Origin of the sequence: Shewanella baltica, assembly GCF_900456975.1 — a bacterium.
Taxonomy (GTDB): Bacteria; Pseudomonadota; Gammaproteobacteria; order Enterobacterales; family Shewanellaceae; genus Shewanella; species Shewanella baltica.
This window is the reverse complement of record NZ_UGYM01000002.1, coordinates 220724-236851: the sequence shown is the minus strand read 5'-3', so window position 1 is coordinate 236851 and position 16128 is coordinate 220724. Positions and strand designations below refer to the sequence as shown.

At 46.5% G+C, this 16128-nt stretch carries 17 protein-coding genes; 11 read left to right on the top strand and 6 right to left on the bottom strand.

The features are described 5' to 3' along the window. Positions 1-113 precede the first annotated feature (113 nt). On the top strand, positions 114-1763 hold the full coding sequence (locus DYH48_RS01075) for a mechanosensitive ion channel family protein (protein WP_115333825.1): 1650 nt from the start codon (positions 114-116) through the stop codon (positions 1761-1763). Positions 1764-1933: 170 nt separating this feature from the next. On the opposite strand, the gene DYH48_RS01070 is transcribed toward DYH48_RS01075, so the two are convergent. Then, a complete protein-coding gene (locus tag DYH48_RS01070; protein ID WP_115333824.1) occupies positions 1934-3706 on the bottom strand; it encodes a formate--tetrahydrofolate ligase in 1773 nt (590 codons plus the stop codon). Between the two features lie 204 nt (positions 3707-3910). On the opposite strand from DYH48_RS01070, the gene DYH48_RS01065 reads away from it, so the two are divergent. Further along, positions 3911-4801, top strand: a complete 891-nt coding sequence (locus tag DYH48_RS01065; protein ID WP_115333823.1) for an aldo/keto reductase — start codon at positions 3911-3913, stop codon at positions 4799-4801. Between the two features lie 80 nt (positions 4802-4881). On the opposite strand, the gene DYH48_RS01060 is transcribed toward DYH48_RS01065, so the two are convergent. After that, entirely contained in the window at positions 4882-5712 is an 831-nt protein-coding gene (locus DYH48_RS01060) for a MaoC/PaaZ C-terminal domain-containing protein (protein ID WP_011845701.1), read from the bottom strand. A 415-nt stretch (positions 5713-6127) separates the two neighbouring features. Here DYH48_RS01060 and DYH48_RS01055 point away from each other — a divergent pair, with 415 nt between their 5' ends. Next, on the top strand, positions 6128-6901 hold the full coding sequence (locus DYH48_RS01055; RefSeq protein WP_115333822.1) for a methyltransferase domain-containing protein: 774 nt from the start codon (positions 6128-6130) through the stop codon (positions 6899-6901). Between the two features lie 34 nt (positions 6902-6935). Here the strand turns inward: DYH48_RS01055 and DYH48_RS01050 are convergent, their stop codons facing one another. Beyond that, positions 6936-7838 carry a TraB/GumN family protein gene (locus DYH48_RS01050; RefSeq protein WP_115333821.1) on the bottom strand — a complete coding sequence of 301 codons (903 nt, stop codon included), beginning with the start codon at positions 7836-7838 and terminating at the stop codon, positions 6936-6938. 48 nt (positions 7839-7886) lie between these two features. Here DYH48_RS01050 and DYH48_RS01045 point away from each other — a divergent pair, with 48 nt between their 5' ends. Further along, positions 7887-8195 (top strand): hypothetical protein, encoded by a 309-nt coding sequence (locus tag DYH48_RS01045; protein WP_006079998.1) that lies wholly within the window; start codon positions 7887-7889, stop codon positions 8193-8195. A gap of 160 nt (positions 8196-8355) precedes the next feature. Beyond that, positions 8356-10113, top strand: a complete 1758-nt coding sequence (locus DYH48_RS01040; RefSeq protein WP_115333820.1) for a GGDEF domain-containing protein — start codon at positions 8356-8358, stop codon at positions 10111-10113. Between the two features lie 38 nt (positions 10114-10151). Here DYH48_RS01040 and DYH48_RS01035 read toward each other — a convergent pair whose 3' ends face one another. Next, positions 10152-10676 (bottom strand): DUF3016 domain-containing protein, encoded by a 525-nt coding sequence (locus DYH48_RS01035; protein ID WP_115333819.1) that lies wholly within the window; start codon positions 10674-10676, stop codon positions 10152-10154. Positions 10677-10953: 277 nt separating this feature from the next. Between DYH48_RS01035 and DYH48_RS01030 the strand changes: the two genes are divergently transcribed. Next, complete coding sequence (locus DYH48_RS01030; protein ID WP_012090285.1) at positions 10954-11262, top strand: hypothetical protein; 309 nt, start codon at positions 10954-10956, stop codon at positions 11260-11262. A gap of 135 nt (positions 11263-11397) precedes the next feature. Continuing rightward, positions 11398-11709, top strand: a complete 312-nt coding sequence (locus tag DYH48_RS01025; protein ID WP_115333818.1) for a hypothetical protein — start codon at positions 11398-11400, stop codon at positions 11707-11709. A gap of 16 nt (positions 11710-11725) precedes the next feature. Here the strand turns inward: DYH48_RS01025 and DYH48_RS01020 are convergent, their stop codons facing one another. Further along, a complete protein-coding gene (locus tag DYH48_RS01020; protein ID WP_115333817.1) occupies positions 11726-12235 on the bottom strand; it encodes a DUF4240 domain-containing protein in 510 nt (169 codons plus the stop codon). A gap of 130 nt (positions 12236-12365) precedes the next feature. On the opposite strand from DYH48_RS01020, the gene DYH48_RS01015 reads away from it, so the two are divergent. From DYH48_RS01015 to DYH48_RS00995, 4 genes are all read left to right on the top strand, one after another. Continuing rightward, positions 12366-12746 carry a hypothetical protein gene (locus tag DYH48_RS01015; RefSeq protein ID WP_115333816.1) on the top strand — a complete coding sequence of 127 codons (381 nt, stop codon included), beginning with the start codon at positions 12366-12368 and terminating at the stop codon, positions 12744-12746. 83 nt (positions 12747-12829) lie between these two features. Next, positions 12830-13627 (top strand): response regulator, encoded by a 798-nt coding sequence (locus DYH48_RS01010; RefSeq protein ID WP_115333815.1) that lies wholly within the window; start codon positions 12830-12832, stop codon positions 13625-13627. A gap of 159 nt (positions 13628-13786) precedes the next feature. Continuing rightward, complete coding sequence (locus DYH48_RS01005) at positions 13787-14059, top strand: HU family DNA-binding protein (RefSeq protein WP_006079990.1); 273 nt, start codon at positions 13787-13789, stop codon at positions 14057-14059. 289 nt (positions 14060-14348) lie between these two features. Next, positions 14349-15041 (top strand): TorF family putative porin, encoded by a 693-nt coding sequence (locus DYH48_RS00995; RefSeq protein ID WP_115333813.1) that lies wholly within the window; start codon positions 14349-14351, stop codon positions 15039-15041. A gap of 85 nt (positions 15042-15126) precedes the next feature. Here the strand turns inward: DYH48_RS00995 and rimK are convergent, their stop codons facing one another. After that, on the bottom strand, positions 15127-16032 hold the full coding sequence (rimK, locus tag DYH48_RS00990; protein ID WP_006079988.1) for a 30S ribosomal protein S6--L-glutamate ligase: 906 nt from the start codon (positions 16030-16032) through the stop codon (positions 15127-15129). Between the last annotated feature and the right edge of the window lie 96 nt (positions 16033-16128).

The following is a 16128-nucleotide window of genomic DNA, read 5'->3' as shown; positions in this document are numbered from 1 at the left end:
AACCCCTGCGGCAAAAAACCTTAGCTCGGAAGCAAATTTCACTCGACGACGTTTTACAGTCAATCCGGCAGCCACTATCATACTCAGACATATTTCTATTTAAGATCACACCTATGCATCGCTACCTCGCTCTAGTGTTTGCCCTGTTTATCCCATTATTAAGTCTCTCATCCCCAGCGCAAGCCGAACCTGTCGCGGCAACCGAAAGTACATCAACCACAGCTGTGGCGGTCAAAGCCGAACTGGCTATGTTGCAACAGGCTATCGATACCGATATCCATAAGCTGAAACATGCCAAAGGTGAGTTGAAAACGATTGTCGAATATCGCATTCAAAACAAAACCTTACAGTTACGTAATAAGATTAAAGATTTGCTCGAAGCAACGCCGATCGACAGTGCTTTTCTGCAGCCATTGATCCAAGGGCAACTGAACTACATCCAACAGATTGATACCTATATCGATGACAACATTGATAAATTGGAGCTGCAACTAGGCTCGGGTACAGATGATGCGATTCTGCTCGATATATCTAAGCGCGAATTAGACAAAGACACCTATTACAAACAGCAACTCGAGACACTCAATTGGCTCGAACAGGTTGGCCAAGATGTTAGCGAAGCACAAGAGTCCCTGCTGCAAATCTTGATTGCGCGTGCAGATATGCTAGAAAGTTTAGTGACTTACACCCAGCAGCAACTGCAAGCCGCGGTCGATACCGCAACCAATGCCGGTAAAGATGTCACGTCGGCGCAAACTAGCCATGTGATGATGCTAAAGGAACGTTTGGCCCAAAATAGCCAAAGCTTAAATATCGACATCAACTTACTCGATGCTTTAGGCCAAGACACCGCCGCGCTGAAAAAGACCTTGTTCAGTGTGTCAGGCGATATTACTCAGGACGTGTTGAGCTTTGATGTGGCCTCGAGCTTAGTCGAGCAGTGGCTGAATACAGCGCAGGAACAAGCGATAAATCATGGCCCTACCGTCGTGTTTAAGTTGTTTGTATTCTGCTTGATCTTAATTATCGCGGGTCTAGCCGGCAAGTTAGCCAAACAGATCGTGAAGAATACCGTTAGCAATTCTAAGTTGAATTTGAGCAAGTTATTACAAGACTTCTTCACCTCGCTATCAGGCAAAGCCGTCTTTACCATAGGACTGTTGGTCGCCCTGTCCCAGCTTGGGATCGAACTTGGGCCGCTACTCGCAGGCTTTGGTATTGCGGGTGTGATTATTGGTTTTGCCCTGCAAGATACCCTGTCGAATTTTGCCTCTGGCATGATGATCTTAATTTATCGTCCCTACGATGTGGGTGATTTAATCAACGCCGCTGGCGTCACGGGTCGAGTAAGCCACATGAGTCTGGTCTCGACTACGATTAAAACCATGGATAACCAACGTCTTATTATTCCTAACAATAAGATTTGGGGCGACACTATTAACAACATCACGGCCGAGCACCAACGTCGAGTGGATATGACATTTGGTATTGGTTACAGCGACAATATCGAACATGCTGAAGCGATTCTCAAATCAATCGTCGAGGCGCATCCAAAGGTGCAAGCACTGCCAGCGCCAACGATTAAACTGCATCTGCTGGGGGAATCTTCGGTCGACTTTATCGTGCGCCCTTGGGCGAAACCGGAAGATTATTGGGAAGTGTATTGGGACATTACCCGTGAAGTGAAAATGCGTTTCGACGCCGAAGGGATCAGCATTCCGTTCCCGCAGCGCGATGTGCATATCTATCAAACCACGAAGTAACCTTTCTAAAACTAGCGCTAAAACCTTAAACCAGCCAAAGCGTTAAACCAGCATTAGCACGTTAAACCAGAGTCAAAGGGCGTAGCAGCAAGCTCGCCCTTTTTTATCTCTGCAGCGCTTTTGCATCTAAGCGTGAGTTTTCATTGAAATGTTAGTTTCGAATCTAAACCTTAGCCTAAACCGACTATCTCACCTTTGGCATCAATATCGATTTTCAAGAAACCCGGCTTAAGCCCAAGGCCTGGCATAGTCATCACATTACCCACTAAGGCAGTTATAAATCCCGCCCCCGCATGTAACACTAACTCTCGCACTGGCACCACAAAATCCTTAGGAACGCCCTTTAAGCTAGGATCGTGACTAATGGATAACGGCGTTTTGGCCATACACAAAGGCAAATGTCCATAGCCAAGCGCGGTCAGTTGCTGCGCCTGTTGTTTCGCCTCGATAGACAGACTCACGCCTGCAGCGCCATAACCCACTTCGGCTAAGGTGGATAACTTTGCCTCCAATGACGCTTCATCTGGATATAACAGCTTGAACTGACTTTCAGTTTCAGCGGCGCGAACCACAGTCTGCGCTAAGGCGATAGCGCCCGCTTCCCCTTGGATGAAGGCATCGCTAATTTCACAGCTAAAGGCGGCACTCGCGTTGACGGCTTCCATTAGCCATTGCAACTCAGCATCGGAATCAGTGGCGAAACGGTTAATGGCAACCACCACAGGAATGCCATAACGCGCCACATTGTTGATATGCCAGTTTAAATTTGCAAAGCCCGCTTCGAGTCGAGCCTGATCTGGGGCATTGATATTTGTCGCATTGCTGTATGTCGCACTGATGTTTGGCACATGGATATTTGATACATTGCTATCCACCTCAGTTGCCAAGCCACTATTGGCCTTCAGCGCTTTTAAAGTCGTCACCAAAACAGCGGCGGCTGGCGCCTGACCCGATTGACGTACTTTGATATTACAGAACTTTTCAAAGCCCATATCCGAGCCGAAACCGCCTTCAGTCACCACAAAGTCCGCCAGCCTAAGGGCGATATCATCGGCAATGATCGACGAGTTACCGTGGGCAATATTGGCAAAGGGTCCTGAGTGGATCAGACAAGGCGAGCCATTTAAGGTCTGCATTAACGTCGGCTTTATCGCATCGGCCATGATGGCAGTCATCGCGCCAGCGACACCTAAATCTTCGGCGGTAATTACTTGCCCTTGGATATTTAAGGCCAACACTAGACGACCGATCCGCGCCCGCATGTCAGCCAAATCATGGCTTAAGGCTAAAATCGCCATCAACTCAGAGGCGGCGGTAATATCAAAACTGGAGCCGTACTCTGGGCCGTTATTATCACCTAAGCCCACATGAATTTGCCTAAGGCAGCGATCATTATGATCGACCACTCGGTGCCAGCGGATCTCGTTGGGATCGATAGCCAAAAACGCTTGTTCAGATTGCGCTTCAAATTCTGTTTTACCTAAGCGCGTCTCGTGGAATAGCCGCGCCGCAATCGCCGCCGCCCCTAAGTTGTGGGCACTGCTGACGGCATGAATGTCACCCGTGAGATGTAAGTTCATCTCCTGCATGGGCACTACTTGCGCATAACCGCCACCCGCAGCACCGCCTTTTACCCCAAACACAGGTCCCATACTGGGCTGGCGAATACAAGCACAGGCCTTTTGGCCTATTGCATTTAACGATTGTGTTAAGCCAATGCTCGTCACCGTTTTACCTTCGCCGTGGGGCGTAGGCGTAACTGCGGTGACGATAATCAATTTACCTTTGCGTTGCCCCGCTAAACGCTGCAACACACTGAGCTCCACCTTGGCTTTGGTGTGACCAAATAGCATCATCTCTTCGGGTAACAGGCCTAAGTCGGCGCCCAATTCTGTGATGTTTTTAAGGCTTGCGCGACTCGAAATATCCATATCTGTCAGCATGCGTCGATTTCTCCCTTTCAGATACGCTTTGGTTTAGTATGAGGGGTTGCTAAGCACAACACTCATTGAATAGGGCGGATATTAGGTGATTGGCTTTAAGATATATAGCCATCGAAAGGGTTAATGAGCGATTCCTTAATCTGCATCAAATATTTTACCCTGCGCCCTATAAATCCAAAGCACACAGTCCCAAAGAGGAACAGCATGAGCGAGTCCCATTTTACTTTTTCTGAATTTGTTGCCGGTTTCTGGCGAATGGAAAGCTGGGACATGACGCCCATGCAGCGCCTTAGCCTGATTGAGCAATACCTAGAATTAGGCGTGACCACTATGGATCACGCTGATATTTATGGCGAATATCAATGCGAAACCTTGTTTGGCGAGGCATTAGCCTTAAAGCCAGCACTGCGCCAACAGATGCAAATTGTCAGTAAATGCGGTATTAAACCCGCGTTTGCCTGCCGCCCTGAGCGCTATGTTAATCACTACGACACCTCCTGTGAGCATATTATTGCCAGTGTCGAGCATTCCCTTAAACAGCTCAATACTGACTATTTAGATCTGCTGCTGATCCACAGACCCGATCCCCTAATGGACGCTGATGCGGTCGCCGAGGCATTTAAGAGCCTCAAGCAAGCAGGCAAAGTACAACATTTTGGCGTATCGAACTTCACTAATGCACAGTTTTCCTTGTTGCAATCGCGCTTAGATGCCCCTTTAGTCACCAATCAAGTGGAACTCTCGCCACTGGCGATGAGCACCCTACACGACGGTACGCTCGATTTGTGTCAGCAACGTCGTATTCGGCCTATGGCTTGGTCGTGCTTAGCAGGCGGAAAGATTTTTGAAACCACAAATCCACAGGCAGTTCGCTTGCATCAAACCCTCAAGCTCATCGCCGAGCAAGTGGGAGCCCAAGATATCAGCCAAGTGATTTATGCCTGGGTTCGTATGCTACCAAGCCGACCGGTGCCGCTTATCGGCAGTGGCAATATCGAGCGGATCAAGAGTGCCGTTGCCTCCAATGAGATCCAGCTCGATCGCCAGCAATGGTTCAGTATTTGGCAGGCATCTATGGGTCACAGCGTACCTTAATTTTCACCTCCCAAACGCAACAACCATAAACAACAACGGCGCCAGAAGGCGCCGTTGTTGTATGCATTATTGAGTGCGACTTAAAACTGCACATCGCCACTTAAATGCGGGCGACGGCCTTTGCTGTCACGTAATTCAAATACCATATTATCGGTGTTCTGCTCATAGCCAAATCCGACATCGGCAGGCATTAGCAGTGGCAATTTAAAAGTCACATCCACGGTAAATGGACGATCGCCAATACTTGGCATCAACTCCGCCAAACAACGGGCCTTAGACCACATACCATGGGCGAGCACGCGATCAAAACCAAAACGCTTTGAGAGCACAGGATGCAAGTGGATCAAGTTATAGTCGCCAGACGCCTTAGCATAACGACGACCTAAATCTTCACTCAAGCGCCAGCTTTGCGGCGTTTCCCACGCCATATCAATGGCTTTAGGTGGACGAACCCGGCGTCCAGCAACATCGATACGATATAAATAGGTGGATAGCGATTCCCAAACGAGTTCTTCACCCACAAACGCCTTAGACACAAATTCAAACTCTAAGCCGGAATCAGTCTCACGGCTTGTGGTCAAGGCGCACTCGAGGGAGAAAGTCTCGTCAACCGTCACTGGGCGATACACTTGAATGCGGTTCTTAAGGTGGATCATCCCAAGCAGCGGGAAAGTGATGCCGTCGTGGGTAAAAATCACCGCATGCAGGCGAAATGCCATCACATAGAGATAGGTTGGCGGCAGCACTTTACCGTCAAATTGAAAACCACACACCTGCGCATATTGGCTTACTTTAGTTTCAGACACAGTCACATGCGGCGCGGTCACCTTAATATGGGGCAGCGGTTGCTGATCCCAACCCGGCTTACGGCCAAAGAAGATCTTGCGATAAAGAGAAAACAGCGACGGCATCGCGTTCAATTCAACACAATATGCATTATTCAAGTCTGAGTACCTTTTAATTAACTATCCCTTGGCACATAAATGCATTGCCATAAATTACCCCGCACAGACGAGTAACGTCTGCTCAATCAAGTTGATAACGAGTGTAAAACAGGCCACGCTGCGTCTTAATAAGGGCTGATGCTGACTCACCGAATGGATAGCTATAGAGTCAGGTTTGTCGAAAACGGCGTGATTATAACCCAGAGGACAGAGTTCTGTGTATCCCTAAGTTTAGTAGGAATAATTACTACCAATAAAATCAATAGATTAAAATATCACGATGTAAATCTGTCCATCTCGATTCGGCAATAACATCTCCTGAGTGCGAAAAATTTACGTCTGTGCCACACTATCGTTCCACTCTCTTTAACCTAGTTATCACGTGCAAGATAAGAATTTTGACAAGCTCGCGCAAAAATTTGCGAAAAACATTTATGGTACGCCTAAAGGCGACATTCGTGCCGCGGTACTATGGCGCGACCTCGCACCTGCGCTAGCAAAACTGGGGAATAGAAAACTCAGAGTATTAGATGCAGGCGGTGGTTTTGGTTACTTTAGCCAAAAATTGGCCCGCCTCGGCCACGAAGTGGTGCTGTGCGATATCTCAGCGGAGATGTTGGCGCAAGCGCAAGAACAGATAGATGCCTCGCCTGAACCATTAGCTATCCAGCTTATCCATGCGCCTATTCAAGCTCTGTCAGTTGAGCACCATGGCTATTTCGATATCATATTGTGCCATGCGGTCGTCGAATGGTTAACAGATGCTAAGCCCACGATGGCGGGCCTACTCACTATGCTTAAACCTGCGGGATTATTCTCTTTGATGTTTTACAACAAAGAAGCCATGCGCTTTCATGCCTTAGTGTCGGGTAATTTCGATTACGTCGCCGCAGATTTAAAAGTGAAAAAGAAAGTGCGGCTAACACCCACTCATCCACTTTATATTCAAGAGGTTAAAGAGTGGTTTAGCGACTGGAAAATGTCACTCATCAGCCAGTCCGGCGTGCGGGTGATCCACGACTATTTGAAAAAGAGTCAGCCCGCCGATTTCGATTATCAAAAACTGCTGCAAATGGAGCTCGAGTATTCACAACGCGAGCCCTACATTTCACTCGGCCGATATGTGCACTTTTTAGGGCAAAGCCCCGCAGTTTAAACCCGCATGGTTATAAACCCTGTGTCCTAAGCGATTACTGACAGGTCTGTTTCCAGCAGGCGCTCACTTTGGCGCCTGCTTGTTCTAGCAATTGCACCACACTTTTATCACCCACAACATGACCCGCGCCAACCACTACAAATAATGGTGCAGTTATTTCAGTCGAGCCCATTAACTTTATAATGCCGTCGGCCATCACATGGTTTCGCCGCCAGAGAATTTTCTCTAGCATCTCAGTGTCGCCCTCGCCGCCCATTTGCTCCTGCATTATGCTATCAAGCTCAGCTTCATTACCCGAACGCCAAGCCGCAATTAACGACAAAAGGTCTGCATCCGACGTACTAATCGCCTCACGCACCATAGACCACTGCGCTTGGCTATCAAAGGACGCTAATAACTGAAATTGCGACTCGGCGGTTTCTAACTGATACACAGGTAAAGCCGCATGGCGGGCAATCAACTGCATATCAACGCCATAATCCGTGCTGTAACCTAAGTTGTTATAACGTATTAAGTTAAGTTGCGTGGCTTGCAGCCAAGGCGCAAAGGATTGAATCGACTGGCAAACATTGGCCGTGGCAGCGCAATAGGGCGTCATGCTCTCAACCGTTTGTTTATCTCGGCTCTGCCAATCTAAACCTTTGGTTTTATCGGCGCGGCCGTATTGGCGCAGCAAGGCATTGCTATCGGCTTTATTCATATCGACTTCCACGACTAAGCCCTTCGCTTTGCCAAGCGCGGTTTCAATTGGGGTGGGTAAAGGATAAAAATCGGCACGTCCAATATGAATCGAACCCAGTAGATACGCGCTCTTTCCTTGCCATTGCACTTGATAAAATGGCGGCTTATCGGTTTCGGCACTCACCGCTTTGGTGCTCCAACCCGTCAACGCCAGAAAACAGATTGCTGCAATTAATCGCCATTGGCTTGTTGCCATATCCTTTGCCCCTTATAATTCCTGCAAATTTTGCAATGAGACGCTGTTATGCCACATACCAAGGTTATAGAGCAACTGAAAGAGAATCTTCAAATCGCCTATCGCCAAGCCATAGACGCCGACGCTAAGTTAGATGAGCTAAAGAAAGCTGGCCATGGAAACTTCACCAGCATATTCACGGCAGAACAAGGTTTTATCGCTTCGAGTAATCGTTTTCTGCCCTATGTACAAGAGTTGGTCGATGACTTAACTCGCATGGAAGAATATGAAGCACTCGATCCTAAAGAACTCGAAACCTATGTACGCCAGCTCGGCGCTTTACTGCAAACGCTGCAGGCCTTCAAGACACAAAGCTAACCTAGATAAAGAGCTGAAACTCGCCAGTAGCCTTCAGCTCTTTTCATCTGCTATCCACTCAAAACCCCCGCATCGCTGGCGTTAAGCTCCCTCAAAATTGTCATCATTTTGTCATTTCTAAGTCATAGACTCCGCTCACATAGACGAAAGGGCTGACGTAATGACAAGTTTAGATCTGGCTAAAGAGCTCGATAAAATAATTTCTAAAGCGGCAATTAATCCCTTATTTCAGCCAATTTTCAATATATTAGAACATAAGATCCACGGTTTTGAAGCCTTGAGCCGCGGCCCTGAACACAGCCCGTTATACTCCCCAGTGCCGCTATTTCAGACCGCCGAGCATGAAGGCAAGTTAAGCGAGTTAGAAACCCTTTGTCGGCGCATTTCACTCGAGCAATTTAAGCTGCGTCAGTTCCAAGGCAAGCTGTTTATCAATATCTCGCCCAAAGCGTTGTTAGACCCTGCGCACCCCAAGGGCATGACCTTACAGCTGTTGCAACAACTCGGCATAGCGCCATCGCAGGTGGTGATTGAGCTGTCAGAGCAATATCCCGCCGATGATATCGACTTACTTAAATCTTGCTTGAATCATTATCGCAGCCAAGGTTTTTTAACGGCCATCGATGACTTAGGCGCGGGTTATTCCGGTTTAAGGCTCTGGTCAGAATTGTCGCCCGACTATGTCAAAATCGACCGCCACTTTATCCATGAAATTGATTCGACCCCTGTCAAACAAGAGTTTGTCCGCTCGATTGTGGAGTTATGCCAAAGCTTAACCTGCAAAGTGATAGCAGAAGGGATTGAAACGCAAGAGGAATTAGCCGTACTCAAACAACTGGGTATCGTCTATTGCCAAGGCTATTTGCTAGGTCGTCCAGAAGTGCTCCCCTGCCGCGCGATGAAAGCGACCTTAGTGCCAAACAATACTCAGATTCAACCTAGATACAGCGAATCGGCCGAAAGCCTGTGCACGAATGCCATCACAGTGGCGCCCGCACTCAAACTCAAATTTTTAAGTGACACCTTTAGCTCGCAACCCGCACTGCAGGCGGTTGTGGTAGTCGATAATCAGTTGCCGCTGGGGATTATCAGCCGCGCGACCTTACTCGAACTTTTCAGTACGCCCTATGGTCGTGCCTTGCATGAGAATCATGCCGTAAGTGAAGTGATGGACCCGCAGGTCATCCAAATTGAGGCCAACGAACCCTTATCTACTGTGAGCCAATTGCTGACCTCAGAGACAGCCAATACAGTTGCTCAGCAGTTCATCATACTTCGCCGAGGCAAACTGCTCGGCATAGGCCACACTAAAGATTTACTGCAAAGGATCACAGAGCACAGAATTAAGATGGCCCGCCATGCAAATCCTCTGACAGACTTGCCGGGCAATGTGCCCATTCAGGAGGAATTAAAACGCCTTAAAATCCAAAAGAAACACTTTTACCTGGCCTATTTTGATTTGTGTAACTTTAAGCCCTATAACGATATTTATGGCTTTTGTCGCGGCGATGAAGTGATTTGTGAAGTGACTAATCTGTTACTGAAATATAAAAGTGACAATTGCTTTGTCGGCCATGTCGGCGGCGATGACTTTGTGATTATCAGCACCTGTGAACATATGATCAGCCGTTGCCAACGAATTCTAGCGGACTTTGAAACCCATAAGCATTTGTTTTACAGCGCCGAGCATTGGCAAGCTCAAGAGATGCTCGCCGACGATAGACAAGGCGAAGCCTGCTACCATCAATTGATCAGCCTGTGCGTGGGTATCTTGCCACCAGCACAGACCTTTAACGCCAATGAACATAGCCTGTCGACCTTAAGTGCCCGGGCAAAAAAACAGGCAAAATCCGCGAATAACGGATTTTACCTGTTAGAAAATCACCTTACTATCGAAACTCAAGCGCTCAGTGCTTGAGTCTTGAGTGACCGATTTAACGATTGAAAGATTGACGATTAAAGTTGTGGGGCAATCGTCTTCTTTAACCAATCAGTCAACATTTTGGTTTCGTACATGAAAGGTTTGTCACTTAGAGACTGTATCCCCCCCATGAAACCCATATCCGTCAGTTTTTCATCACCTGCAATAATCACTTTATCGTTTTCTAAAACTTGATAGGAAAAAGTTATACGCGGTGGATAAATGTCTTTAATAATGCGTAAATCATTGGCGGTCGCGCCAAAGGTTGGGCGCATATCACCCGCCAGATCAACATCGGTGATAGTCATTTCAAGCTTTTGATTCGACTTTAAAATCTTCGCCGCTTCTTTATTGATGTTTTCTGTTAAGGTCTCAAATAAACGCTTCTCATAGCGGGATTGGATTTCCCCCGATGATTTGATATCGCGAAAATCCTTAGGACTTTGCCAAACAATTTTAACCACCCCATCTTCGGTGACGGGATTTACTGGCGCTTCATCGGCCGCCCAAGCCGCACTGCAACTTAATACACCTGCGAGTAAAAGGGACTGAATTTTCATGTTTGCCTCCAAGGCCTAGATAACTTTCTGAGAACCACAGTACAAAATCTAACCTGAACTAGAGCTTAACGCAAAACTGATATAAGTACAGCTAATGCTGTGTAAGCTTTTGTATAAATACGTAAATTTTATCTGAGAACCACAATTGACACGTATCTTTTTGTATCGAGACTGCACTAAGTAAGTGCATAGTTATCAATTTGTGAACATTTTACGCGCATAACCACAAAAAAAACGTTATCCTTCCGCTATTGTTTACATGGCTCACTTAATAAAAATGAAATTCCCCGTTGTACCTGTGTTCATTCTTATCCTGTTTACCTGCGTGGTTAGTGCGATTTGGTTTATCTCTCCGAGTGATAAAAATACCGGCCCTAAAACTTGGTCTGCCTTTATCTATAACCATGGCTATGACTCTGGAAAGTATAAAAAAACGGATAACTTTGACAGCTATGAGACCTGCCGCGATTTTGCTCGCGAACAATCGGCCTTTTACGACGATGTACCTTGGGAATGTGGTTCTATGTGCCAGTTCGATACACGCAAGCAAGGCTTTCAATGCAAAGAAATGAAAAATGAGCGCTAACTAACCGTTCAGCATAGGTTCAATATTTATACAATAAGCTAAGCCCCTCACAGCACAACTCGTTTTCTTTACCGTCTAAGGATGCACGATTTAGAACTGACGTGTTAAACGTAATTTTTAATTTGGAGCTTACCTATGAACCTAAAAACAGCAAATTTATCAAATTCTTACTCACGTAAATTCACTTTACTCGCCCTGCTAACAATCGGAACTAGCATTAGTCTTTCAAGCCATGCAGCGCCATTGACCATCAGCCAACAACAGGCGGTTAACGCTCATTTTAGCAAATTGGCTCAGGCGCAACATGCGGCTGAAAACCAAATGACTGAGCAGCTTAAGCAAGATTTTACTCAGCAATTAACCGCGCAAGAACATGAGTTTATGAATGACATCTGCCCTAAATACGGCATGACCTTCGATGTCACAACCAATGCCTGCTTACGCTAATAAGCGATGACCAAGATTAAAATGGAAAACGGGCGCTGAGCTCAGGGTATTGCAGCTTTAAATCCTTGGGCTTAGTGCTAAATTTTTTCCCCGCGGGCGTCGCCTTGCCCGATGGCATAAAGGGCAACTCATCACCGGTTCTATCTTCGTATAATTGCCCTGCAATAAGATCGTATTCATCCACAAAGGGATAAGCATAGGCGTCTCGCTCTGGCCAAGCGGCTAAACGCGCTAAAGTGTCAGGCTGATTAACCACACCATCGTAGATTTCTTTGCCGAGTGAAATCAAAAAACACCTGAATTCGGCAAAGGCATATTCAGAATCACAGCCAGTAATAATGTAAGCCGCGCCCCAAACCGACCACAAATAGCTACGGCGCATCTGCTGACCAAATATTTTATCGAAGGCTTTTAACTCTTCATTACTCAGTTCGGCGAGTTTCTGCTTCAGTGCTTGAGCCAAAGACTCCTGTGATTGCGCCGCTTCCGTACGCGTGACTAAACTCCAAAACTCAACTTCTGTCATAAACTTCACCTAGTAGAATAAGCCTTTCGCAAAAGGCTTATTCTACACGATATTAAGGTTATGCTGGACTCGGATTAGGGCATTTCCTACACTTGCTCATCTTCTTCGCTACCTGTCTACATATCCATCTATGCCTAAACGTCTTATGCTACTGATCTCTTTATATTGCCTCTTCAGCATTGCCGCACTTTTACGGGCTGTGACAACGCAATCCTTTGATGTATTCACCCTAGGCGTCCTCCCTGTGCTCGTTGGCATAATGATGCGCACGCCGTGGTCGAGCTTAGTATTGAAGATTTATATCGGCATGCAAACCTTAGGATTTTCAGCCCTAGGCATGACAGCGATTATTGCCTACCGTATTACCCCTGAAGATGTAAAAGTGGTTGTTTCTGGCCACAATATTCCTATGTTGCCGCTGACAATAAGCATTATTGTCATTTTACTCTTGCAGTATTGGATCGCATTTTCTAAGGTCACGAGTCATTATTTGACCCGTCAAACACGGTAATGGACATTTGTTGCTAAGCTGTTACTAATCGCGTAGCTTAGCGACCCAATAAAATACTTGCGACTCTTAACTTGAAGTAGACTATGAGCCATTTATCGCCCAGCGAACTTTCCATTCTTTTGGTAGAACCTTCAGATATCCAGCGTCGAATTATTATTCAACGCTTACAACAGGAAGGTATTCTCAGCATTCAAACCGCAGAAAATATTGAAGCGGCTAAAGATATTATTGCTCGCCACAAACCCGATCTTATCGCCAGCGCCATGCATTTTGATGATGGCACCGCCATCGAACTCTTAGGCTACTTAAGGGCTAGCGCTGACTGCAAAGATATTCAATTTATGCTGGTCTCGAGCGAGTGTCGCCGTGAGCAACTTGAGATATTCCGCCAATCGGGTGTGGTCGCTATCCTACCTAAGCCCTTCAGTGCCGAGCATTTAGCCACAGCCTTAAATGCCACTATCGATCTGCTCAGCCACGATGAACTCGACCTCAGTAATTTCGATGTGCAGGATGTGCGCGTATTAGTGGTCGATGATAGCCGTATGGCAAGAAATGTCATTAAACGTACGATTGGTAACTTAGGGATGAAACTGATTACCGAGGCTGAAGATGGTGCACAGGCCATAGCGTTGATGAAAAACAATATGTTCGACTTAGTGATCACTGACTACAATATGCCCAGCGTAGATGGCCTTGCGCTGACTCAATATATCCGTAATGAAAGCCAACAATCACATATTCCCATCTTGATGGTGTCTTCCGAAGCCAACGATACCCACCTCAGCAATGTATCCCAAGCGGGTGTGAATGCCTTATGTGACAAGCCCTTTGAACCCAAATTGGTTAAAAAATTACTCTATCAACTGTTAGAAGAATGAAACCAGAATAAAACTTAAGTCACGAACTGAGTAAATATTCTGCGCTTTACCGAACATCCTGCGGCAGCTTAGACGCAAAAGGCTTTCCAAGCGCTGAACCTTATGGCATGTTAGGCACGCTTATTTCAAATAAATCTACGGAAAGAAGAGACAATAAAAATGAACAAAACTGAACTTATCGCCAAAATTGCAGAAAATGCCGATCTAACGAAAGTAGAAGCCGCACGCGCATTGAAGTCTTTTGAAGCAGCCATTACCGAATCAATGAAAAATGGTGACAAAATCTCCATCGTAGGCTTCGGTTCGTTTGAAACTGCGACTCGTGCTGCTCGCACCGGCCGTAACCCACAAACGGGTAAAGAAATTCAAATCGCTGAAGCGACTGTGCCTAAGTTTAAAGCGGGTAAAACCCTACGCGACAGCGTAAACTAAGCGAGAAAATTCAAAACAACGCCTCCATTGTGAGGCGTTTTTTTTGCTTTCTTCCAGTGAAACCCTGAATACTTTTTGCACAACAAGAGTGCGCCTCTGCCCCATAAGCTGGCAAATAAAAACATTTCATTAACACTTGATATTCTAATATCTTGTTTTACATAGAATTGTAATAGTGGCATGTGATTAGCAAATCCCTTCTTAGAAAAAACCAAGATGCACTAATGACCACTGCTTACTTAAGTGCGCCAATGGTGAATCGATAAATAAGTCAATCGAGGGGATGAGCATGAAGAAATCACTGTATAGCGTTTTGGCCTTATCGACGGGAATGTTACTGGCTGGCAATGCCTTTGCAGCCGTATCAGGCAACATTGGTGGTACCTCTAATTACCTATGGCGCGGTGCGACCCAAACTAAAGATGCAGTCGCAATCCAAGGTGGGATTGACTACAGCCATGATTCTGGATTTTATGCCGGCACTTGGGCATCGAATGTGGATTTTGGTGACGATACGAGCTACGAGCTAGATCTCTACGCGGGTTATGGTGGCAATATTACCGAAGATATCAGTTACGACTTTGGCTACCTCTACTACGCCTACCCAGACGCTCCTGGCAGCATTGATTTTGGTGAACTCCATGCTGCAGTGACTTGGAAGTGGCTTGAACTGGGTTACTCCCATGTCATCAATGCCGGTGACGATGTCGCCGCCGATCCGTTAGATAATAAAGATCTCAGCTATCTTGCCGCGACTGTCTCTGTGCCTCTCACTGAAAAACTCAGCTTATCAGTGCACTATGGCTACTCAAGCGGTGATGTTGTGCAATCTTGGTTTGGCGAAGATAACTATGCCGACTATAACGTCACACTCAGTGCAGATACCAGCATGGGCACAGTGTCGTTCATGGTTTCTGATACCGATCTCACCGATGATGATGCCAAACTGATACTCGGCTATTCCTACAGCTTTGATCTCTAAGATCTAACATTTAGGATCTTACGTCTAAGCTCTAAGCATAAAAACGCCACCTTAAACGGTGGCGTTTTTTTAGCGTAATCAACTATTAGGCAATAATAGGTCTATTGGTTTTACGGGCAGCGACCATTTTCTCGATATATTCAACAATAGGCTCAGTCACTGAAATCCCTGTGGTTTGTTCAATCCCTTCAATGCCTGGCGCCGAATTCACCTCAAGGATCAAAGGACCACGATTAGAGCGTAAAATATCCACCCCAGCGACCACCAATCCCATCGCTTTCACCGCCGCAATCGCCATTTTACGTTCCACTGCAGTGATTTTAACCACCTCACCACAGCCACCCAAATGCAGATTAGAGCGAAAATCACCCTCAGGTCCTTGGCGCTTCATAGAGGCGATGACCTTGTCACCGACAACAAAACAACGAATATCACTGCCATTGGATTCTTTAATGTATTCCTGCACTAAGATATTCGCTTTCAGCCCCAAGAATGCTTCTATCACGCTCTCAGCAGCCGTTTTCGTCTCGGCTAATACCACGCCAATCCCTTGAGTACCTTCGAGTAACTTAATGACTAACGGAGCGCCACCCACCATATTGATGAGATCGGGGATATCATTCGGCTTATTGGCAAAGCCTGTCACTGGCATGCCAATCCCTTTACGGGAGAGCAATTGCAGCGCCCGCAATTTGTCCCGAGAACGCGCAATAGAGATTGAATCATTCGCCGCATACACGCCCATCATTTCGAACTGACGTACAACGGCACAACCATAGAAAGTCACGCTGGCATGAATACGCGGAATGATGGCATCAAAGCCAACTAATTCAGTGCCTTCGTAATGAATGCTAGGCTTAATGGAATTAATATTCATGTAGCAGTTCAGTGTATTGATCACAACCGCTTCATGTCCGCGGCTTTGACAAGCCTCCACTAAACGTTGTGTCGAATACAACTGGGGGAATTGGGATAAAATACCTATTTTCATTGCTGAGTGACCAACTTAAGCATGAGTGAATAAACCGTTCTGCGGCACTAAAAGCACAGCGACAGAAAAAGGGGCTGATATTTGTCTATTGCTCAG